This is a genomic window from Streptomyces sp. NPDC091292 (assembly GCF_044757265.1).
Taxonomy (GTDB): Bacteria; Actinomycetota; Actinomycetes; order Streptomycetales; family Streptomycetaceae; genus Streptomyces.
Genome location: NZ_JBIVUQ010000012.1, coordinates 15,307 through 35,413 on the forward strand (window position 1 = coordinate 15,307; position 20,107 = coordinate 35,413).

At 70.0% G+C, this 20,107-nt stretch carries 25 protein-coding genes and 1 CRISPR repeat array; of the genes, 15 read left to right on the forward strand and 10 right to left on the reverse strand.

Going from position 1 to position 20,107, the window contains the following annotated elements; genetic code table 11:
- Positions 1-31: 31 nt before the first annotated feature.
- From ACIQNU_RS27785 to ACIQNU_RS27800, 4 genes are read right to left on the reverse strand one after another with little or no spacing between them, the layout of a single operon-like run.
- The gene (locus ACIQNU_RS27785) at positions 32-868 is read right to left on the reverse strand and encodes a carbohydrate ABC transporter permease (protein ID WP_401371661.1); all 837 of its coding nucleotides are present in this window, start codon (positions 866-868) and stop codon (positions 32-34) included.
- The gene (locus ACIQNU_RS27790) at positions 865-1,824 is read right to left on the reverse strand and encodes a carbohydrate ABC transporter permease (RefSeq protein ID WP_401372063.1); all 960 of its coding nucleotides are present in this window, start codon (positions 1,822-1,824) and stop codon (positions 865-867) included. Before ACIQNU_RS27790 ends, ACIQNU_RS27785 begins: the two co-directional genes overlap by 4 nt.
- A gap of 5 nt (positions 1,825-1,829) precedes the next feature.
- The gene (locus ACIQNU_RS27795; RefSeq protein WP_401371663.1) at positions 1,830-3,134 is read right to left on the reverse strand and encodes an ABC transporter substrate-binding protein; all 1,305 of its coding nucleotides are present in this window, start codon (positions 3,132-3,134) and stop codon (positions 1,830-1,832) included.
- A gap of 49 nt (positions 3,135-3,183) precedes the next feature.
- Positions 3,184-4,419, reverse strand: coding sequence for an aminotransferase class V-fold PLP-dependent enzyme (locus tag ACIQNU_RS27800; protein ID WP_401371665.1), 1,236 nt, complete (start codon positions 4,417-4,419; stop codon positions 3,184-3,186).
- A 340-nt stretch (positions 4,420-4,759) separates the two neighbouring features.
- Between ACIQNU_RS27800 and ACIQNU_RS27805 the strand changes: the two genes are divergently transcribed.
- The 6 genes from ACIQNU_RS27805 to ACIQNU_RS27830 all read left to right on the forward strand — a co-directional run bounded on the left by ACIQNU_RS27805 (position 4,760) and on the right by ACIQNU_RS27830 (position 9,264).
- Positions 4,760-5,470 (forward strand): FadR/GntR family transcriptional regulator, encoded by a 711-nt coding sequence (locus tag ACIQNU_RS27805; RefSeq protein WP_401371667.1) that lies wholly within the window; start codon positions 4,760-4,762, stop codon positions 5,468-5,470.
- A 104-nt stretch (positions 5,471-5,574) separates the two neighbouring features.
- Positions 5,575-6,152: direct repeats of the CRISPR family, unit length 29 nt; unit sequence GTGGTCCCCGCGCGTGCGGGGGTGGTCCC.
- Between the two features lie 370 nt (positions 6,153-6,522).
- Positions 6,523-7,776, forward strand: coding sequence for a helix-turn-helix domain-containing protein (locus tag ACIQNU_RS27810; RefSeq protein ID WP_401371668.1), 1,254 nt, complete (start codon positions 6,523-6,525; stop codon positions 7,774-7,776).
- Between the two features lie 94 nt (positions 7,777-7,870).
- A complete protein-coding gene (locus ACIQNU_RS27815; protein WP_401371669.1) occupies positions 7,871-8,308 on the forward strand; it encodes a hypothetical protein in 438 nt (145 codons plus the stop codon).
- Positions 8,305-8,463 carry a hypothetical protein gene (locus tag ACIQNU_RS27820; RefSeq protein WP_401371671.1) on the forward strand — a complete coding sequence of 53 codons (159 nt, stop codon included), beginning with the start codon at positions 8,305-8,307 and terminating at the stop codon, positions 8,461-8,463. Before ACIQNU_RS27815 ends, ACIQNU_RS27820 begins: the two co-directional genes overlap by 4 nt.
- Positions 8,460-8,960 (forward strand): hypothetical protein, encoded by a 501-nt coding sequence (locus ACIQNU_RS27825; protein ID WP_401371673.1) that lies wholly within the window; start codon positions 8,460-8,462, stop codon positions 8,958-8,960. The genes ACIQNU_RS27820 and ACIQNU_RS27825 overlap by 4 nt, the downstream gene beginning before the upstream one ends.
- A 115-nt stretch (positions 8,961-9,075) precedes the next feature.
- Entirely contained in the window at positions 9,076-9,264 is a 189-nt protein-coding gene (locus tag ACIQNU_RS27830; protein ID WP_401371675.1) for a hypothetical protein, read from the forward strand.
- 66 nt (positions 9,265-9,330) lie between these two features.
- On the opposite strand, the gene ACIQNU_RS27835 is transcribed toward ACIQNU_RS27830, so the two are convergent.
- Positions 9,331-9,798 (reverse strand): NUDIX domain-containing protein, encoded by a 468-nt coding sequence (locus ACIQNU_RS27835; protein WP_401371677.1) that lies wholly within the window; start codon positions 9,796-9,798, stop codon positions 9,331-9,333.
- Positions 9,785-10,546, reverse strand: coding sequence for a DUF5919 domain-containing protein (locus tag ACIQNU_RS27840; protein WP_401371678.1), 762 nt, complete (start codon positions 10,544-10,546; stop codon positions 9,785-9,787). Before ACIQNU_RS27840 ends, ACIQNU_RS27835 begins: the two co-directional genes overlap by 14 nt.
- A 284-nt stretch (positions 10,547-10,830) precedes the next feature.
- Here ACIQNU_RS27840 and ACIQNU_RS27845 point away from each other — a divergent pair, with 284 nt between their 5' ends.
- The 3 genes from ACIQNU_RS27845 to ACIQNU_RS27855 are packed head-to-tail and all read left to right on the forward strand — an operon-like array spanning position 10,831 to position 11,695.
- Complete coding sequence (locus ACIQNU_RS27845; RefSeq protein WP_401371680.1) at positions 10,831-11,136, forward strand: hypothetical protein; 306 nt, start codon at positions 10,831-10,833, stop codon at positions 11,134-11,136.
- Positions 11,133-11,312 carry a hypothetical protein gene (locus ACIQNU_RS27850; protein ID WP_401371682.1) on the forward strand — a complete coding sequence of 60 codons (180 nt, stop codon included), beginning with the start codon at positions 11,133-11,135 and terminating at the stop codon, positions 11,310-11,312. The genes ACIQNU_RS27845 and ACIQNU_RS27850 overlap by 4 nt, the downstream gene beginning before the upstream one ends.
- On the forward strand, positions 11,309-11,695 hold the full coding sequence (locus ACIQNU_RS27855) for a hypothetical protein (RefSeq protein ID WP_401371684.1): 387 nt from the start codon (positions 11,309-11,311) through the stop codon (positions 11,693-11,695). Before ACIQNU_RS27850 ends, ACIQNU_RS27855 begins: the two co-directional genes overlap by 4 nt.
- 24 nt (positions 11,696-11,719) lie before the next feature.
- Here ACIQNU_RS27855 and ACIQNU_RS27860 read toward each other — a convergent pair whose 3' ends face one another.
- Together ACIQNU_RS27860 and ACIQNU_RS27865 are read right to left on the reverse strand one after the other, a co-directional pair.
- Positions 11,720-12,349: an NADPH-dependent F420 reductase gene (locus tag ACIQNU_RS27860; RefSeq protein ID WP_401372065.1), complete on the reverse strand. Its 630-nt coding sequence runs from the start codon at positions 12,347-12,349 to the stop codon at positions 11,720-11,722.
- A 110-nt stretch (positions 12,350-12,459) separates the two neighbouring features.
- The gene (locus tag ACIQNU_RS27865) at positions 12,460-13,287 is read right to left on the reverse strand and encodes a hypothetical protein (RefSeq protein ID WP_401371685.1); all 828 of its coding nucleotides are present in this window, start codon (positions 13,285-13,287) and stop codon (positions 12,460-12,462) included.
- Between the two features lie 185 nt (positions 13,288-13,472).
- Between ACIQNU_RS27865 and ACIQNU_RS27870 the strand changes: the two genes are divergently transcribed.
- Both ACIQNU_RS27870 and ACIQNU_RS27875 read left to right on the forward strand, forming a co-directional pair.
- Positions 13,473-14,348 (forward strand): helix-turn-helix transcriptional regulator, encoded by an 876-nt coding sequence (locus tag ACIQNU_RS27870; RefSeq protein WP_401371687.1) that lies wholly within the window; start codon positions 13,473-13,475, stop codon positions 14,346-14,348.
- Positions 14,345-15,748: a PQQ-binding-like beta-propeller repeat protein gene (locus tag ACIQNU_RS27875; protein WP_401371689.1), complete on the forward strand. Its 1,404-nt coding sequence runs from the start codon at positions 14,345-14,347 to the stop codon at positions 15,746-15,748. Before ACIQNU_RS27870 ends, ACIQNU_RS27875 begins: the two co-directional genes overlap by 4 nt.
- A gap of 35 nt (positions 15,749-15,783) precedes the next feature.
- Here the strand turns inward: ACIQNU_RS27875 and ACIQNU_RS27880 are convergent, their stop codons facing one another.
- Both ACIQNU_RS27880 and ACIQNU_RS27885 read right to left on the reverse strand, forming a co-directional pair.
- A complete protein-coding gene (locus tag ACIQNU_RS27880) occupies positions 15,784-16,326 on the reverse strand; it encodes a GNAT family N-acetyltransferase (RefSeq protein ID WP_401371691.1) in 543 nt (180 codons plus the stop codon).
- 10 nt (positions 16,327-16,336) lie between these two features.
- Positions 16,337-17,059 carry a phosphotransferase gene (locus ACIQNU_RS27885; RefSeq protein WP_401371693.1) on the reverse strand — a complete coding sequence of 241 codons (723 nt, stop codon included), beginning with the start codon at positions 17,057-17,059 and terminating at the stop codon, positions 16,337-16,339.
- Between the two features lie 58 nt (positions 17,060-17,117).
- Between ACIQNU_RS27885 and ACIQNU_RS27890 the strand changes: the two genes are divergently transcribed.
- Genes ACIQNU_RS27890 through ACIQNU_RS27905 form a run of 4 tightly spaced genes read left to right on the forward strand, consistent with a single transcriptional unit; the run spans position 17,118 to position 20,095 of the window.
- Positions 17,118-17,726, forward strand: coding sequence for a GNAT family N-acetyltransferase (locus ACIQNU_RS27890; RefSeq protein ID WP_401371694.1), 609 nt, complete (start codon positions 17,118-17,120; stop codon positions 17,724-17,726).
- A 25-nt stretch (positions 17,727-17,751) separates the two neighbouring features.
- The gene (locus ACIQNU_RS27895) at positions 17,752-18,633 is read left to right on the forward strand and encodes an SDR family oxidoreductase (RefSeq protein ID WP_401371695.1); all 882 of its coding nucleotides are present in this window, start codon (positions 17,752-17,754) and stop codon (positions 18,631-18,633) included.
- Between the two features lie 59 nt (positions 18,634-18,692).
- Positions 18,693-19,433, forward strand: coding sequence for a hypothetical protein (locus ACIQNU_RS27900; RefSeq protein WP_401371697.1), 741 nt, complete (start codon positions 18,693-18,695; stop codon positions 19,431-19,433).
- Positions 19,430-20,095, forward strand: a complete 666-nt coding sequence (locus tag ACIQNU_RS27905; RefSeq protein ID WP_401371699.1) for a hypothetical protein — start codon at positions 19,430-19,432, stop codon at positions 20,093-20,095. Before ACIQNU_RS27900 ends, ACIQNU_RS27905 begins: the two co-directional genes overlap by 4 nt.
- The last annotated feature ends 12 nt before the right edge of the window (positions 20,096-20,107 follow it).

Consider the following 20,107-nt stretch of genomic DNA (forward strand, 5'->3'; position numbering starts at 1 on the left):
CCGGTAAAGGGGTCGGTGAAGGGGGAGCGCCTCATCCCTTCACCGCCCCCGAAGTGAGGCCCTGGACGATGTGGCGGCTGGCGAAGGCGAAGAGGAGCATCGTGGGGGCGATCGTGAGGACCGCTGCGGCGGACATCGAGCCCCAGTCGATGTTGAAGCTGGAGATGAAGCCGTTCAGGGCGGTCGGTACGGTCTTGTGGTCGTCGCCGTTCATCAGGGTCACCGACAGGAACAGTTCGTTCCAGCAGTTGACGAAATTGAAGATGAAAGCGGCGACGATTCCGGGGCGCATGACGGGGAGCAGTACCCGGAAAAGGGCGCCCAGGCGTGAGCAGCCGTCGATCATCGCGGCCTCTTCGAGGGCGTCCGGGATGTTTTCGAAGAAACCGCGGAGCATGACCGTGCAGAACGGGATGCACACCGCGATATAGACCAGGGTGAGCCCGAACCTGCTGTCCACCAGGTTGAGTTCCGTCATCATCATGTAGAGCGGGCCGAGCGCGATGAACGACGGGATCATCTGTGTGACGAGCGCCGCCATCAGGACGGCGCCCTTGCTGCGGAACTCGAAACGGGCCAGGACGTACGCCGACAGCATCGATATCGCCGTGGCCACCGTCCCGGCGGCCGTCGCGATGATCAGGCTGTTGGTGAGATACACACCGAACTGGGCATCGCGGAACAGGCCGGTGTAGTTCTCGAACGAGAAATGCGTGGGCCAGTACGAGATAGGGAAGGAAAAGATCGTCCCGGGGCTCTTGAACGAGGTGATGGTGATCCAGTACAGCGGAAACACCGTGACGACGAGCCAGAGGGAGAGAAAGACGACACGGACCGTGCGCCCGGCGGTGGACTCCTTCCCGATCACAGGTACTTTCCTTTCTTCTCGCGCGTGGCCGTGAGGTGGAAGAGGGAGAAGACGATGAGGATCGCGACGACGATCAGGCCGATCGCCGACGCCCTTCCGTAGTCGCCCTGCTGGGTCACCGTGATCATCCAGGTGGTCACGATGTGCGTCTCGTTGGACGGTCCGCCGCCGGTCATCGCGAAGATGAGGTCGGGGAAGTTGAATATCCAGATGACCCTCAGCAGCACGGTCAGCGACAGCGTTCCCCTGATGGAGGGGATGGTGACCTGGAAGAGGGTACGGACCTTGCCGGCGCCGTCGATCTCGGCGGCCTCGTAGATCTCGTCCGGAATGGACTGGAGAGCGGCGAGGATCATAATGGCGAAGAACGTGACCCCGTACCAGATGTTCGCGATGACGACAGCCGCCATCGCCGTCTTCGGGTCGGCGAGCCAGGGAATCGGCTCATGGATGATGCCGGCCTTCTCCAACAGGTCGTTCACGACGCCGAATTCGCTGTTGAACATCCAGCGGAACAGGATGCCGATCAGGAATCCCGAGATCGCCCACGGGAAGAAGATCAGCGCCTGATAGAGCCCGCGGAAGCGGAAACGGCGCCGCAGCCACAGCGCGATGGCGAACCCGATGACGAACTGCGGCACGATCGAACCGACGACCCAGATCCCCGTATTGCTGAGGACCGTACCGAACACCGGGTCGGTGAAGATGTCCCGGAAGTTCTTGAGGCCGACCCAGGATGTGTCCGTGAGGTCGTTGAGGTTCCAGTTGCGGAAGGCCATCTGACCGCCCGCGATCATCGGGTAGTAGATGAACGCGGCGACGAAGAGGGCGGCCGGGGCCAGGAAGGCGGCGATGGTGAGGCCCTGGCGGCCGGTGAAGACGGGGCGGCGGCGCGAGTGGACGGGCGGCGCCGGCCGCGGAGCCTCGGCCGGCTCCGCGGGGGCGGACGGCTCCAGAGTCTTCACTCGCTCTTCCACTTACCGGTCCAGTACGCGTCCCAGCCCTTGAGCAGATCCTCGGGCGTCATCTTGCCGAGCAGCACCTTCTGGATGTCCGCGTCGGACTTCTGGATCCACTCGGTCCACCACGACGATCCGCGCGGCTGCACCACCGTGATGTACGCGTCCGGGTTCTCCGTCATCTTCACGTAGCTCGCCCAGGCGCCCGTCCTGTAGTACGGGTCGTCCGCCGCGCTCTTGAGGATCGGCACCAGGCTGTTCTTCTTGCCAAACGTGGTCGCCGCGTCGCCCTCCGCGAGGAACTTGATCAGCTTGGTGGCCTCCGCCTTGTGCTTGCTGCCCGACGCGATCCCCCAGCCCGCGGTCGCCACCGGCTGCACGGCCTTGCCGCTGGGCCCGGTCAGCAGCGGCGCCGTCGTCCACTGCTTCTGACTGATCGCCTTCGACTCACCGAGCGTCGCGATGACCTCGGGGTCCTGGAGCAGGAACGCGGTCGAGCCGTTGGAGAAGCCCTCCACCATCTCCGGGTAGCCCCAGGCGACGGACGACGGCGGCGACGCCTTCTTGAACAGGGCGAAGTACGTCTTCAGCGCGTCGAGCGCTTCCGGCGCCGAGAAGATCGTGCTGCCGTCGGTGAGCTTGAAGCCGTTCTCCCGGTCGATCCGGTCGGCGACGTACGCCTCGATGACCGCCACCGCGTTGCTGTTGGCGTTCGTCCCGCCCCGGAACGCGTACCCGTACTGCCGCTTGCCCGGGTTCTGGATCGCGGTGGCCTGCTCCAGCAGATCGTCCCAGCTCGCGGGCGGGTTCTGGAAGCCGGCGCCGGTCACCAGGTCGCTGCGGTAGAAGAGGCTCAGCCCATAGAAGCCGTACGGGATGTAGAACGTGCGGCCCTTGGCGTCCTTCGCGTACTTGACGGTGTTGTCCGTCAGCTCGTCCCAGCCGGGCCAGCCCTTCAGGTCCTTGCTCATGTCGTACAGCCAGCCGTTGGTCGACCACGGGCCCGACGTGATGTCACGGACCTCCAGCGCGTCGACGCCGCTGCCGGACTGGAGCATCTGCTGGATCTTCTGGTCCGCCTGGTCGGTGGGCGGCGAGATCAGATCGACCTTGATCTTGGAGTTCTGCTTCTCGAACTGGGCTATGAGGTCCTTCAGGACCGCCGTACGGGTCGGGTTGGTGAGGCTCTCGACCATGTGCAGGGTGACGGTGCCGTCGGCGGCGCCGCCTCCGCCCGCGGCACAGCCCGACAGCACGAGAGCGGAGGCGAGACCGAGGGCCGTGGCGGCCCTTCTTCTGCTCAACACTGGTGTCCTCCCGGTTCAGGGGTGATCTGTTGATGACGGGTGCGGGCGGTTACGCCTGCGGGGCGGCGCGGGCCCACTCGACGAGCACGGGAACGCAGCGCTCGACGAAGTCCTCGAAGTCGGCGGCCGTGTTGTAGACGTGGGTCGACAGCCGGAAGTACCCGGCGCCGCCGAAGCTGGTGAAGGCGGCCTCGAAGCCGAGTTCGGCGGCGACCCGGTCGCGCAGGGCGTCGGCGTCGGGGTGGGTGGTGCCGAGCCCTTCGGGGAGGCGGACGAGCCGCAGCGCGCTGACGGGCATGCCGACATCTACGCGGGCGTCGGTGCCGGCGCCGGTGGCCTCGGCGAAGGCGTCCGCGATGAGGCGTTCCGCGTAGTCGGCGAGGTCCCGCATGTAGGTACGGGCGGTGTCCCAGCCCCATGCTGTGTCGATGAAGTCGAGCGATGTCGGTGTCGCGAGGTAGCTCGTGACGTCGAGGGTGCCCTGGGTGTCGAAGCGGTGCGGGTACGGTTCCTCAGCGCCCCACGAGTCGATCAGCGGGTAGAGCGCGTCCCGCAGCGGGCCCCGGGCGACCAGGGCCGCCGTACCGCGCGGTGCGCAGCCGAACTTGTGCAGATTGCCGATCCAGGCGTCGCAGTCGAGTCCGGCGAGGGGGTCTTCCGCGAGGCCGGGGACGTGGGCGCCGTCCACGAGCAGCGGGATGCCGCGCTCGCGGGCCAGCGCGCCGATCCGTTCGACCGGCATCCAGCGGGCGGTGGCCGAGGTGATGTGGTCGAGGACGATGAGCCCGGTGGCGTCGGTGAGATGGGCGGCGATCGCCTCGTACGCCTCGTCCTCGCCGGCGTCCAGCGGGACGTGCGCGGTACGGACGGTGCCGCCCCAGCGGCGGGCGAGGCGCTGGGCGCCCATGGTCACGGCGCCGTAGCCGTGGTCGGTGACGACGATCTCGCCGTGGTCCCTGGTGGGGAGGTTGGCGTAGACGACGCTGGCGCCGCCGCTGGCGTTGGGGACGAGGGCGAGGTCGTCGGCCGGGACGCGGAGGAAGGCGGCGATCTCGGTCCGGGCGGCGGCGACGCGGGTGTTCAGGCTCGGGAACCAGGTGCCGGGTGAGGCGTCCATCTCCTCGCGGAGTCGCTGCTGTTCCCGCTGGGCGACGAGCGGGACCGCGCCGAACGACCCGTGGTTGAGGTGCCGGTGCGCGCCGAGCAGCGACCATGCCTCGCGGGCCGGACGGCCGTCGGCGAGGAGGAGGGGGCGGGGCGCCGTGGTGACACCGGTCTCGCTCACGTGGTTCAAGATCTCCCCTAGGTCGTGCCGGCTGGGCGATGGATCGGTGGACTCATCGGACGGACTCATCGGACGGCCTCTGGAAGAGGTCTGATGACTCCGACGACTTGCGCGGCATCTTGGCACCGGATGTCGGAGAAAAACAAGAGTGTTCACGTGGTGGTTACGTGGGGGGAGGTCAAGTCATCTGATGACTGGCTGAGGGGGTGGGGGAAGAGATCGGACAACTCTCCGGCCGACGGTCGGGACACGTCTGTAGGATCGGGGGCACAATCGGGGGCACATTCGACCGTGGGCGACAGGGCGGGCCCGCGGCGCTCAGGTCTCGGGAGGGGAAGCGATGTCCGCAGTGGACCAGGCGTTCCACGGCCTACGGCGCATGATTGCCGACGGCCGGCTCGTCGCCGGGCAGCGCATTCCGCCGGAGGGCGAGCTGTGCGAGGAACTCGGCGTGTCGCGGGGTTCGTTGCGCGAGGGGGTGCGGATGCTCGCGGCGCTGGGGGTGATCGAACCGAGGCATGGCTCGGGCACGTATGTGTCGCAGCTCCGCCCGGAGGACATCGTAGGAAGCCTCTCGCTGACGGTGGACCTGCTCCCGCTCGCGGGCCTGTTGGAGATGTACGAGATAAGGCGGGTCCTGGAGTCGCACGCGGCGGCACAGGCGGCGGCCCGCATCACACCGGAGTCCCTGTCCACGATCTTCGAATACATGGAGGCGATGGAGGCGACGGAGGACCCGGAGCGGGTGTCGGCCCTCGACCAGGATTTCCACGCCGAGATCGCCCATATCGGAGGCAACCCGACACTGAAGTCGCTCCTGGGCGTATTCCGCGCCCGCTCCCGCGCATACCAGGTCTTCACCCTCCCGGAGGGCGCCCGCATCAAGCGGGCAAGCGACGAGGACCACCGGGCGATCGCGACGGCGATCGCGAACCGGGATCCGGTGGCGGCGGGGGCGGCGGCGTCGGCGCATGTGGCGCATACGGAGCGGTGGTTGCACGCGTTTTTGCCTCCGGCACGGGAAGCGGTAGATGGGGTGCCGGGGCAATAGGGTTGCGACATCTCGCCAACGAGGAGCGAATGGTCGGTATGTCCGTTCCCCTGAAAGTAAAGAAAAACGGCACCGTCCGTCCCTAAAGCACCAGGTCAGGGCCTGTGGTCCCCGCGCGTGCGGGGGTGGTCCCCTGTACCAGTCCGAGGCCACCCCTGACGGGATGTGGTCCCCGCGCGTGCGGGGGTGGTCCCCGAATTCGGTCTCTTCCTGGGCCTGTACCTCGGTGGTCCCCGCGCGTGCGGGGGTGGTCCCTCCGGCGGCCCCCGGGGCCGTTCGGGTAACGGGTGGTCCCCGCGCGTGCGGGGGTGGTCCCGTCTTCAATTGTTGACACCCAAGACGGGGGTGGTGGTCCCCGCGCGTGCGGGGGTGGTCCCATCCGCCGGCGTGGACGAAGGAGGCGGTGAGAGTGGTCCCCGCGCGTGCGGGGGTGGTCCCTCCGGCGGCCCCCGGGGCCGTTCGGGTAACGGGTGGTCCCCGCGCGTGCGGGGGTGGTCCCAGGGGGGCTCCCGTGCACAGGTTTCTGAGGGAGTGGTCCCCGCGCGTGCGGGGGTGGTCCCAAGGTAGTTACAACGCTCAACGGCGAGAGCCTGTGGTCCCCGCGCGTGCGGGGGTGGTCCCCTCGCGCTCTACTTCGGAAAGCGGGCCCCCATGTGGTCCCGCTCCTGTGGGCATGGCACTCAATCAGGCATCGTCAACTAGCCAGCCCGATCCGGACGAGGGGTGAACGTCGGGAGGCGGACGGCCACACCTCGTTTGATCCCAACTGGCCTACCGGCTACAGGCGTCAATCCGTCAGACCGACTCGCTGGGCCATCGTCATCAGGTCCGGACGGGTCCGCTGGTGCATGGCGAAGACTACTCTCACGACCTCATGGCACATGGGGTGCAGCTCGCCCATCTCCGGCGCCACCTTTAAGGCGACTTTCAGCGAGTCCAGAGTTCAGTCGGCCGCGACGCAGCCCCCGCGCGTGGGCGAGGGCCACAGGCCATACGTCCTGGACTTGGTCCGGGCGTACATTGCGAGTGTCAGCTACGCAATGGGAGCCATTATGCGCGAGCACAACGCCGCTTCCCCGCTTCCCGGCGAGACCCTCAAGGAACTCCGGCTCGGCCGGGGAATGACCCAGGAGGGACTTGCCGAACGATCCAAGGTCAGCCTCGGCGTCGTGAAGAAGCTCGAACGGGGCGGTACCGCCCGGTTGGAGAGCTATCACGCGCTGGCCCGAGCCCTCGGAGTCCGCACATCCAGGCTCTTCGAGACGAGCGGTCCGCACTCCACGACCCGGTCGGACGACGACAACATCCCCCTCATGCCGTTACGGCAGGCCATCGCTCCCGCCGTGACGCACTCCGGGCGCCTCGACACCGGCAACTCCACCTGGGCCGAGCCGGACTTGGACCAACTCCGCTCGGCAGCACACAAGGTGGGCCAGGCATACGCCTACTACAACGACGACTACAGCTACGTCGCCGAGGTGCTGCCTTCTCTCGTACGCGCGTCACACGATGCCGTGGGGCATTTCAGCGGTTCCCCGCAGCACGGGGACGCCTTGCGCGTGCGCTCGAACATCCTTCAGATGGCGGGCCGGTATCTCACGCAGGTACGCGCCTACGACCTCGCGCACATCGCGCTCAGGGACGCCATCACCGATGCGGCACGGGTCGATGACAAGGGCCTGATCGCCGGCGCCGTCTACCAGCAGGGATGGCTGCTCATCAGACAAGGGCGCCTGGACGAGGCCGAACAGGTCAGCATCGCCGCCGCAGAGGCCGTCGAGCCGCGCATCTCCCGGGCCAGCAGGCCCGCGCTGGGCGCCTGGGGCAAGCTGCTGGTCCACGCGAGCGCGGCTGCGGCCCGGAACAACCGGCCCCAGGAGGCCAGGGAGATGCTGCGCCTGGGGCGTACCGCCGGAGCGGCGCTCGGTGGCGGGCAGGTGGCGGAGCTGTCGAGCTGGGGGCGCTTCGACTGGCGGACCGTCGCCTTTCAGGGGATCGAGAACCATCTGGTGGCGGAACGGCCGGACCGAGTTCTCGGACTGTCCGCCCGATTGCCCCGTGCCAAGGACAAGAAGGACCGGTTGTTCATGCGTCGGCATATGCTCGACGTTGCCCAGGCGCATGTGATGCTGCGGCAGTTCGACGAGTCCACCGGAATTCTGTGGTCCCTGTGGGACGAGACCCCGGAGTGGTTGCGCCATCAGCGCATGGCAGTAGGCACATTCCGCACGATCACCAGAACGAGCAAGCGGCGCCGCATCTCCACGCAGCACCGGGACTTGGCGGCGTTCTTCGGCCCGGAGTAAGGGACACGGAACGTGTCCGTCACGGGGCGGCGGCCTGGCCAACAGCCACGAAGCGTGACTGTTGGCCATCTCGCGGTCACCATAGCTTCCTGGCATGGACGCCAGTGCCGCCGCCGCGGAACCTCCCACCAAGAACCCGAACCCGGCTCCTCCGCCGGACACTCCCCTGCTGACCGACCGACTCACCACCTGGGTACGGGATCAACCCCCCTGTGAACGCTTCGCCTTGGCCGCACTCATCGAAGAAGACGAGTTACTGGCGCGGGAGTGTGTGCGGCGGATTCTCGTCGCCGAACACGACGGCGGGACGGTGTCGTGCGACTGGCTGGCGTTCGAGGCCCGATACCCCCGGGCGCCCGGACTCACGTCATCCGACAAGGCGTTTCTCGCGCTGATCGTCGCGGTCCGCTTCCCCCGCAACATCACCTTCTGGAACCTGGAGTCACTGGGCGACCGCCGCCTCGCGATCGTGCTACGGGCGATGGCCAAACTCGCCGGCTCCGACACCATCGCCGTCGGGACACGGGTATGACCCGGAGCCTGTTCACCCTCACCGAGGACGGCCGCAGCGTGATGCTCCCCGACGCCGCAGTTGCGTACAAAAATCTGATCGAACACACCGTCACCTGCGCGCACTGCAATACCGACCAACGCCAGCGCCGCGCGCTGAGGGAGACCCGCCGATGAGCGCCACCGAAGACCAGGACCTCACCGACCTCCAGTTCTTCGAGATCCCCCACATGCGCCAACTCACCACCGAACAGAACACCGGCGCCGCCTGCGTATGGTGTGCCGAACCCCTCACCCCCGCCACCGGCATCAACCTCCACGCCGGCATCGGCTGGGCACCCCACTCCTGCCCCACCTGCTACCCGATCCGCACCGCCGTCGTCAGTACGTACAGGACCCTGTACCTCCACTGGACCTCGTGCGAACCGTGCGAGGCCGCTGTCCTCGTCGGGGATCGGTTGTGCGCGGAGGCCACGTCCGGGCAGACCGCTCTGCTACGGGCCCGCGTCGCGGTCGACAAGGGCCCACCGGTCTGCATCTCATGCCACCACCCCATCACCGAGGCGGAGTTAGAGGAGGGCGCCTTCGTCCCCCTCGCCTGGATGGGATACAGCTCGCCCCACCGAGGCTTCGTCCACACCGGGCCGTGCCTACGGAACGGAAGCACGCTCTGACCGGCTGTCCGCGTCCTCTTCTCCGAACGTCCGGAACATCTCTCCCTCGGCCGTAATCCCTTGCGTGTTCCCGTCGATCGGGCAAGGCTCGTGCCGCTGAGGACGGGGAGGGGATGTGAGTCGGAGGCGCTACGTCGCCAGAGGTGTGCCCGGGGGCTACCGGATCTGGGACAACCGACGGCGGGGGTGGTGGGGTGACCTCTACGAACTCTGCCCTGACGACCTGCTGACCGAACTCAACGGACCCGCGGACCAGGCGCGGATCACGGCGCTGCTCAAGCGGTACAGGGCACTCAAGCGGTAGTGGTGGCCAGGGCTGCGGTGCGTACGAGGTTCTGCATGGCACAGATGCCCAGCGATGACACCCCGGTCACCGGAAGGCAGGCATCGTGCCGCCGCGCCAGTCGTTCACGCGCTTGCGGATGCCGGACACCATGGGCAGGGTGTCGATCTCCGCCGGGTCGAACCAGCGGACGTCCGTCGACTCGTCGGAGACCCTGATCTCGCCGGTCACCGGGCGTGCCAGGAAGCAGATGGAGAACTCCTGCCGCACCTCGCCGTCGTCGTAGGCGAAGACGTGCCGTGGATTGGTGTACGTGCCGACGAGGCCGACGATCTCGACGTCGAGTCCCGTTTCCTCGCGGGTCTCGCGGACGGCACACTCCGGCAGGGACTCGCCGATGTTCATCGCGCCCCCGGGGAGTGCCCACATACCGTTGTCGGCCCGGCGCTGAAGCAGCACGCGCCCTGCCTGGTCGACCACGACGACGGAGGCGGCCGGTACGAGACTGTTCGCCTCGGGCGCGTCCGGATCGTCCTCGTAGTCACGCCTGCCCATCAGTCTCCCCTTCCCATACCGGGGTGCCCCGGTTCCACAACTCCTCGACATGCGAGGCGAAGCGATCGAACATGCCGTCGTCCTGATGTCTGCGCAGGTGCAGCGTGGGGGCATCGTGTCCGACGCTGTGTGTCAACAGAGGGGTGACGATCATGTCGTCATCGAAGCGGAACACGGACAGATGGGCGTGTCCGTCGCTGTACCGCGCGTCGATGCCCGACTGCCCCTTGATCTTCTCCAGCTCGGCGAGCGTCACGCGGATACGTGTCGACAGGGTGAGCGCGACATCTTCGTCCTGCTCGCGTGTCCGTGTGAGATCGCTGTCGGGATCCCCGAGCAGGAAGCGTACGCGGCACCCTTGCGCCGCCTTCCGCCCCAACTCCTTGCCGAATCTGGCCTGTTCCAGCCAGAGGAAGTAATTGGTGTACCCGGCGAAGGTCAGTTCCCGCCTGGCGTTGCCAATCAGTGATCGCCACAGTGAGGCGGGGCAGCCGGATCGGTACGGGTACACGGAGACGACTTCCCTGTCCGGACCAACCTTGATCGCCTTCTTCGCCGCCACTGGCCACAACACGGCCTCGTCCTCCCCGAGCGCTTTGCAGACGGCCCACCGGTGGCGTGCCCGGGGCACGCGGCCCGTCTGGGTGAGCCACCGGCCGATCGTCTTGACGTCGACGCCACACTGTTCGGCCAACTCACGGTCACCCACATGTGCTTCGGCCATCGCGCGGCGCAGTGCTTCGTTCACAAGTACCCCCAGGACGTTAGGGACGCTTTCTGGAGCCCTTCCACTGTGTACCTAACGTTCTCGGGCCGCAGTAGGAACGCCCGCCTCAACTCGCAAGAGTGAGGGAGGTGCCACAGCAAGTACCCCGGTGATCGCGCTAGCGAGCCCGGGGCGTGGCCGACCAGTTGAAGGAGTCGACGTGCCACACCACACAACCGACCCGGACCCGACCGAAACGGCACCCTTACTGTCCGACCGACTCACCGCCTGGGTACGGCACCAACCCCCCCTGTGAACGCTTCGCCTTGGCCGCACTCATCGAAGAAGACGAGTTACTGGCGCGGGAGTGCGTGCGGCGGATTCTCGTCGCCGAACACGACGGCGGTGCGGTGTCGTACGACTGGCTGGCGTTCGAGGCCCGGTACCCCCGGGCGCCTGGGCTCACGTCATCGGACAAGGCGTTCCTCGCCCTCATCGTCGCGGTCCGATTTCCCCGCAACATCACGTTCTGGAACCTGGAGTCACTGGGCGACCGCCGCCTCGCGATCGTGCTGCGGGCCATGGCCAAACTGGCCGGGGCCGACACCATCGCCGTAGGGACACGGGTATGACCCGCAGCCTGTTCACCCTCACCGAAGACGGCCGCAGCGTGATGCTCCCCGACGCCGCCGTCGCGTACGAAGCGCTGATCGAGCACACCATCACCTGCGCGCAGTGCAACACCGACCAGCGGAAGTGCGAGCCGGGCACCGTTCTGCGCCGCGCGCTGAGGGAGACCCGCCGATGAGCGCCGCCGAAGACCAGGACCTGGCCGACCTCCAGTTCTTCGAGATCCCGGGCATGCGTCAGCTCACCGACCAACAGAACACGGGCGCCGCGTGCGTATGGTGCGCCGATGACCTCGCACCCGGGGCAGGCGTCAACCTCCAGGCCGGTACCGGCTGGGCACCGTACTCCTGCCCCACCGCCACCCCACAACAAACCGCACTCCTACGAGCCCGCACCGCCGCCCACAAGAGCCGGCCCATCTGCGTCTCCTGCCACGCCCCCCTCACCCAACAGGACTTGGCGGCCGGCACCTTCGCCCCCCTCGTCTGGATGGGCAACAGCTCGTCACACCGAGGCTTCATCCACACCGGGGCCTGCCTGTGGAACGGTGGCACGCTGTGACCGGCTGCCCCCCCCCACGTCGGATCAGTCAGCCACTCGGCGGGGAACCACCGCGATGTTGAAATCGTGGGCTCCCAAACCGTTCGCGATGCCCATGAACAAGAGGGCAAAATGTTCCTGGCCGCGCGCCGTGGTGATGCCGCCCAGGTCCAGGTGGGTCGACGGGGGCCAGCCGAGGTCGGTGAGGAGGCGGGCCGTGGTCCGCTTGGCCTCCGGGGCGTCGCCGGAGAGGAAGACGGTGCTCGGGCCCGTCAGGGCGGCCGGGTCGGTCATCACCGTCGAGTCCATCGTGCAGAGCGTCTTCACGACCGGGGTACGGGGGAACGCGGCCTGGATCTGTTCGCCCAGGCTGCTGTTGGGGTGGGCGAGTTCGGTGTAGTCGTCGGAGAGGCCGACGCCGACGTCGATCAGGATCTTGCCGTCCAGGGCCCGTGCGCCGATCTCTCTGAGTAGATCCACCGAGACGGTGCCCGGCGTGGCGTTCACCACGACTTCCGCGTGGGCCACCGCCTCGGCGACCCCTTCCACCACGAATCCGAGCCCCACCCGCCCCTCGGGGTCCCGCGACCCCAGAACGACCTCATGCCCCGCCGACTTCCATCCCCCGGCGAGAGCACGGGCCACATGTCCGGTTCCAAGAATTCCTATACGCATACGCATAGAGCGAAGCTAACGGCGCTACCACCGGGGGATATCGGCCCGGAGGACCAGGCAGCGGAACCATCGACCTAGTCCGCTGGTGCCTGCCCCTCGGCACCGCCTGTTCACGGCCTTTCCGTCCTCGCCACCGGTAGCTCCGTCTGGCCCGTGACGAAGTGGCTCCAGAGGGCCAGGCGCAGGGGACCCCCGGCCCCGGCCCCGGCCCCCTCCCGGTTCAAGTGCGCGAAGCTGCGGTCGCCCCACTTCGCACCCCACGTCAGCTCGAACCGCGACGTGCCCACACGCTCGGCGGGCGGCACTGCCGTCGCCGGAAGGATTTCGTCCAGCGCCCATGCGTAGCCGAGGCGTTGGTACGTGGGCGTGACCCGTTCCCAGGTGAGTTCCAGGATCGTGCCGTTCGCCGGGACCACCACCAGGGCGCCCCGCATCCCGTTCGCGTGACGGGTGTTGTACGCCCGTACCTCCGCCGTGCCCTCGGGGTACGCGTGGCTCGTGCCTCGGCCGACCAGCGAACCCGCCGGGCAGGCCCCCGTACCACCCTCCTCGATCGTGCCCCGCGCACACGTGGGGAAGGACTCCGGGCGGAACGTCAGCGCCTTGTCGAAGAGGAACACGAAGCGGCGCGCGGCGGCCGGCGGCCCCGCCGGTTCCGCCCGGCTCGTCCGGTCGAAGGTCACCCCCACCCCCCGGGACCCGCCCCCGTACCCGCCGCCGTACTCGCCCCCGTACGCCGTCACCTCCGCCGTCAGCGAGTCGACGTTACGCGGACCCTCCACATCCGGTTCGTACGGGCGCTGCGGTCCCCCCGGTGCCGGATCCGGCGGCGGACCGCCCGCCGCCCCCACCGCCCCCGCCGGACCCGTCCCCGACAGCAGAAGCACCCCCGTGACCCCCGCTGCCGCCACCGCTCCGCGCCACCCGTACCCCGTCATGCGCCGCCGCCTCCCCGCCGTTTCGACCGCTGGTACCCCCATGTTCAGGGCCCGCGACGCGTCCTCCCGTCACCCGGCGCCACCCGGGGTCCGCCAGACCCGGGGACCCCCGTACCTGGGTACGCCCGGACCTACGGGCCCGCACCCCCGGGTGCCCGGCCCCCGAGCCGGGAACAATGGTGGACATGGGTCGACACGGTCAACACAAGGGTGAGCAGAAGGAGTTGGGGGAGTTCCTGCGTTCGCGCCGGGCCCGTATCCGGCCGGCGGACGTCGGATTCGCCTCCGGTGCCGGGCCACGGCGGGTGCCGGGGCTGCGGCGCGAGGAGCTGGCGCATCTGGCGGGCGTGAGCGTCGACTACTACGTACGCCTGGAACAGGGCCGCAACCGGGGCGCGTCGGACGCCGTACTCAACGCGGTCGCCGACGCCCTCCGCCTCGACCAGGACGAACGCGCCCATCTGATCCGGCTCGCCCGTCCCCAGGAGGCCCCGGGAGAAGACCCGGGTGCGGGGGCCGCCGGTGTCGGAGGACTCGCGGTCACGCGCCCCGGCGTCCAGCACCTGCTCGACTGGATCGCGGCCCCGGCCCTCGTCATGGGCCACCGCATGGACGTCCTCGCCTGGAACCGGTCCGTGTGCGCCCTCATCACCGACTTCGCCGCCCTGCCGCCCCGCGAGCGGAACCTGTGCCGCCTCCACCTCCTGGACGACGAGATCGGCGCCCGGTACCCCGACCGCGAGATGATCGCCCGGGAAGCGGTCGGCCATCTCCGTATCGCCGCCGGACGCTTCCCGCAGGACCCGGAACTCTGGCGCCTGGTCGGCGAACTCACCGCGCACAGCCCCGAGTTCCGGAACCACTGGGAGCGCCACACCGTCCGTACCAAGTCGTACGGGGTCAAGCGCGTCGACCACCCGGCGGCCGGCCCGCTCAGCCTCACGTACGAGATCACCCGCTTTCCCCAGGACCCGGAGCTGAGCCTGCTCGTCTACACGGCTCCACCGGGTTCGAGGGAGGAGAAGGCGCTGTTGACGATGGCCGAGGAGGAACGCGCGTGAGCGACGGGGGAACGAACACGACGGGCGGGGAGCCCGGAGCGACCCGGCGAACCGCCCGCTGGGCCGCCGCACTTCGCGCCTCACCCCGCATCACCCTCGCCGTCGCCCTGGCACTGGCCCTCCTGCTCGGCGGCGCCGGCTGGTGGACGTACGACCGGCTGACCGACGACGGGCCCCGCGAGTGGAGCCGGGGGCCGGAGAGTCCGGTGCCCGCCGCGCTGGGGACCGAGGCGCCGGTCCGGCCGAGCGAGGAGGTGCGGCGGATGGACGGGGGCCCGTCGGCGATCGTGGGCGGGCTCACCCTGCACAGCGGCACGTCGGACGAGGGCAGTCACCTCACGGCCCGGGACATCCGCACCGGCAAAACCTACTGGGCGTACGGGCGCGAACGCTCCGCGATCTACGGCCTGGAGTTCTCGGACGACCTCGCGGTGGTCTGGTGGAGCAGCGGACCCTCCGGCCACGCACTGACGGCGATCGACCTGCGGACCGGCACGGCGCGCTGGCGCCTGGAGCCACCCACCCTGATGGACGGGTACCACCACATGTCCAGCCAAGTGGCCATCCTGGACCGGACCGTGTACGTCATGACCGAGGCCGAACTGTGGGCCCTTTCGGCGGCTGACGGCGAGCGCCGGTGGCGGGCCGGACCGCCCAAGGGCTGCGAGCAGTGGGCAGCGTTCGAAGACCTGGTCCAGACGCGGGACCTGGTGACGGCCCTGGCCACGGACTGCGCGGACGACCCGGCCTACGACGACGACCCGCAGACCGCGCGGAACGCCCGGGTCGGCCTCGCCCCGGACACGGGCACCGTACGGTGGCGGGAGCCGCAGGACGCCAGCCTCAGGCCCGTCCTGCGCGTGGACGACACCACCCTGCTCCGAGCCGAGGACGATCCCGACCGCGTCTCGGTCATCGATGTCTCCGGCGCCCGGCCCCGTATCCGTACCTTCCCGTTCGCGGACGACCACAGCACGCGGGGCGTGCACGAGGGAACCCTCGTCGCCCAGTCCCGCGCCGAGTCGGCCGCCGTACGCGGGGTGTCCCTGGCCGACGGCGAGCAGCAGTGGATCCGGCGGCCCGCCCGGGACACCCGCTTCGGAGCCGCCAGGGTCGCCGACGGGCGGGTGTACGTCGTGGAGCAGCCGTTCCAGGAGGAGAGCTGGCCGCCGGAGGCCGGGCCGTCCCGGCTGCTCGTCCTGGACGCCGTGAGCGGCGAGGAGCTGCACACCACCGATCTGCCGCGACTGCGGCTGACCGGTTCCGGTTCGGTGCGCCAGGAACTGGTCGTCGGGCGGGCCCAGGACGGGATCGTCACCGTGTACTGGAGTCGCCAGGAGCTGATCAACTCCAGTGGGACTCCGACACAAATGCTAATGCTGGCCGAACCGGCCGCGTGACACGCACCCGGACGGAACGGATCCCGGGGCGTCGGTCAGGCGGCGGCGCCCCGGTCCGGCGGCACCTCGTAAATGATCTCCAACCCGTCCTCCTCGTCCCACTGCTCGCCGACCTTCTCGAAGCCGAACCCGGCGATCGTGGCGTGGGACGCGGCGTTGTCGGGGCTGATGGTCACGCGGACCGTCCGTACGCCCTCCTCGGTGGCGGCCCGGCGCACCAAGCCGGTCAGCATCGCCCTGGCGTACCCCTGACGGCGGCGCTCGGGCACGACCGAGTAGCCCAGTTCGACCATGCCCGTCTCGTCCGGCGGCCCGTGGAACCCGGCGTATCCGACGGCCGCGCCCTCCGCCGCGTCGTCCACCACCGCGTGCGTGAGCCAGCCCTCGATGCCGGGCCGCTCGGCGAGCTGGCCGAGCCGGTGCCGCCAGACCCAGCGCGCGGTGTCCGTGGCGAAGAAGTCACCCAGGCCGACCCCGGCCTCGGCGCTCCCGCGCACCAGGTCCGCCTCGGCGAGGGCACCCAGCGCGGCGGTCGACAACGGTACGAAACGGAGGGATTTCTCTGATTGATCTGTCACCACCGAAGCGTCACCCCCGCCCCGGACCCTGTCCAACGCTTTTCAGGTCCCTCAGCAGACCCACGGCGTCGTCCAGAAGCCCCACCTCGGCCGCCGTGAGGCCCCGGTCGTCGGCCCGGCGGGCGCGGGCCGCCGCCAGACACCCGGCGTCCAGGGGCGCGAGATGGGCGAGCAGCGACACGAGTACGGAGCGGGCGGGCGCGGCGTACGGGCCCGGGGCGACCGCGACCTGCGCGAGGATCAGCGCCGACATGCACTGGTCGAGACCCGGCGGCCCCTCCTCGGTGTTGCCCCAGTCGATCACGACAGGTCCGGCCCCGGTGAGCATCACATTGTCCGGGTGCAGGTCGAGGTGGAGGACGCGGTGCGCGGGGTCGGCGGAGCGGCGGGCGGGGAGCGCGTGCAGGCGGTGCAGCAGGTCGACGAGGATCGCGCCCGCCTCCTCGGGTGTGAGGGTCCCGTCCGCCAGGGCCCCCAGCATCGACGGGCCGCGCAGCCGCCGCATCACGAGGTCGGTACGCGCGCCGGGCCCGCTCGCCACCGGGTCCCGGACCTCCGGTACGGGGTATCCGCACCCCGCGAGATACGCCATCACCCGCGCCTCGGCGCCGGCGTCACCCCCGTTCCGATACCGCCGCAGCACCCACTCGCCGTCGAGCGCGAAGACGTCGGCGCTGCGTCCCGTCCCGATCAGCTCCCCTGTCGACTCCCCGGCCAACTCCCCTGATTCCATGGGCCGTACGGTACGTGTGCCACCCATCCGAAGCCCCGGACTTTCCAGGAGTACGCGAGTGATCCGCACCGGACACGGGCCCCATACCGACGCCTCGGTCCGCCGTGTCTCCGGCACCGGGCTGCTCGCCCGCGCGGACGGCGTCCGTGCCGTCTACGCCGACGCCTTCGCCGGGGCGCCCTGGCATGACGGGGACGCGGAGGCGGAGGCGTATGTGCGGCGGCTGGCGGGCGAGGTGACGCGGCCCGGTTTCGCCGCGGCGCTCGCGCTCGACGGCGAGAAGGTGCGGGGTTTCGCGACGGGGTGGGTGACGCCCGCGGACTTCCCCGACGGCCCGGGGTACGCGCAGGTCGCCTCCATCGGTCCCGGCCGCGCCGCCGCGTGGCTGTGCGGAGCGGTCCGGATCGACGAACTCGCCGTGGCGGAGGGTGCCCGGGGGCGGGGTCTCGGCGCCGCGCTGCTGGACACGGTGGCGTCGGGCGCGCCGGACGGCCGGTGCTGGCTGGTCACGTCGGTACGGGCGGAGGCGACCGTACGCTTCTACCGGCGCCTCGGCTGGCACCAGGTGACGGACCCCGCGCCGGGCGGCACCGAACTCGCCCTGTTCCTCGGCCCGGTCCACCCCGGCCTTCACTCTGGGGCGGGTCCGGTCGCGGACACTCACTGACCGCAAGCGCTCCTAGCGTGCCGGTATGGCGAACACGCACACGCACACACGTACGCACACGGCAGACATTCATCTCGTCGCCGGAGCGACCGGGACCGTCGGGCGACAGGTCGTCCGGGAGCTGCTGGAGCGGGGGCACAGGGTCCGCGCGCTGACCCGGGACCCGGCCGGGGCGGCCTTCCCCGACGCCGTCGACGTCGTACGCGGCGACCTCACCGCCCCCGCGACCGTCGCACCCGCGCTGAACGGTGTGACGGGCCTCCACCTGATCACGTTCTCCGGTGGCTACGAGCCCCTGGAGACCGGCCCCGACCTCGTGGACCTGGCCGACGAGGCGGGCGTCCGCCGGGTCACCGTCCTCAACGGCGGCGGCCCGACCCCGCTCGAAGACGCGGTGCGCGGGAGCGGACTGGACTGGACGGTGCTGATGCCCGTCGAGTTCATGGCGAACACCCTGGAGTGGGCCGAGTCCATCAGCACCGAGAGCACCGCCCGCGCCCCCTTCGCCGACCGGCTCAGCGCGCTGGTCCACGAGGGCGACATCGGCGCGGTGGCCGCCGTCGCGCTCACCGAGGACGGGCACGCGGGCCAGGAGTACGTGATCACCGGGCCGGACGTACTGACGGTCCGCGACAAGGTGGCCGCCATCGCCGCCGCCCGTGGCCGCGAGGTGACCCTCGTGGAGCAGACCGAGGAGGAGGCGGCGGAGGCGATGCGCGCGTGGGGTCAGGACGAGGGGTCGATCGCCTGGCTCCTCGACGTCTACAAGAACACCCCGCCCGTGGGCCGCACGGTCGTGGACACGGTCCCCCGCGTGACCGGCCGCCCGGCCCGCACCTTCACCGACTGGGCCCGGGAGCACGCCGATTCGTTCCGGTCACCGACACAGGGCGACCGTCCCGTATAAGGTCCCTGCGGGCAGGGGACGTACGACCTACGGGGTCAGGGGACAGGGGGCGGGGGAGCGTGCGCAAGGCGGTGGCGGTCGCGGTCTACGGGCAGGGGCTGCGCGCGCTGGCGTGCGGACTGCTCGGCTGGCAGGTGTGGCTCCTGTGGTTCGTGTCGAGTTCCGAGGCGGCGGGCGTGAAGGCGGCCTGCGACGGGAACGGGGGCTGCGCGAGTGACCAGTTCGCGGCCTGGGCGCCCCTCCCGGGCATCGCCGGCGCCCTCCTCCTCGGCGTACTCGCCGCACGGTTCCTGCACCGGGCGACGGCGGGCGCCACGCTCGCGTTCTCGGCGCTCGCGTGCGTCGCGGGCTGGTACCGGGCGGTCACGGACGGCCGCGTCGACTACGACACCGTCACCGACTTCCCCCTCCTGATCCCGGTCGTCCATCTGTCCGTGTCGGGCTGGCTGGTGTTCCTGTGGGCCGTCTTCGGCGTCGGCGCGCTGTTCGCGAGCCGGGGCGCCGCGGTCAGCCTCCGCCGCACCGCCGCCCTTCACCGCCTCTCCCGCCGGTACGCGACCGCCGACGCGACGGTCCGGGACTGGCGCCGCGTGACCGGCAACTACGGTGCCGCGACCCTCGTGTTCGAGGACCGTGACGGCGTCCGCCACGAGGTGCCCGCCGTCACCGAACGCCTCGCGCTGGGCCGCCCGGTGCTCGCCGTGTACGCGCCGGACCACCCGGACGACCCGCGCCGCACCCGGGTCGCGATCCCGCGCGGAAGCCGGACCGCGAACCTCGCCGTACGGCTCCCGGCGTGAGCCGCCCCGCGCGCGGTTCGGGCGCGCTCTCCGCCGTACGGCGCCTGTTCGCGCCGCATCTGCTGGTGGCGGCCCTGGTGGTGACCGCCGCGTTCACCGCGCTGGGCGTGGGCGCGATCGAGGGTCCCCGGTGGCTGCTGGTGACCGGCGCGACGTCGTCGGCCGTGGTGTTGGCGATGTTCGGTGTGCTCGGGGAGACGGCGCCGGAAGGGGGCGTCGCGATGTCGCTGCGGTCGGGCGGGCCGCGCGCCTTCGCGCCTGCCGTGGTGCACTCGGTACGGGCCGTCGACACGGTGACCGGTCTCACCGCCGATCCGCAGTCCCTGACCAGCGTGTTCGCCTTCCAGCTGACGGTGGTCCCACCGGACGGCAGCCGCCCGTACCGCATCCAGCTCCGTCACCCCCTCGACCACCAGGGCCTCCTCCACCGCACCCGGGCCGTCGTCGAGTACGACCCCCGCCAGCCCTGGCGCGTGATCCTCCCCCCATACCCGCCCACCCCCTGGCTGGTCCGCGCGGACAACCTGGACCCGGAGACGGCGACGACGTCGACCACCCTCACCACCCAGGGCCTCCCACCCGGCTCCCCCGTCCTGATCGCCTCCCTCCTCCTGGCCACAGCGGCCACAACAACCCTGCTCAACCTGGGCCTCACCCCCTGACGAGCCCGGTGA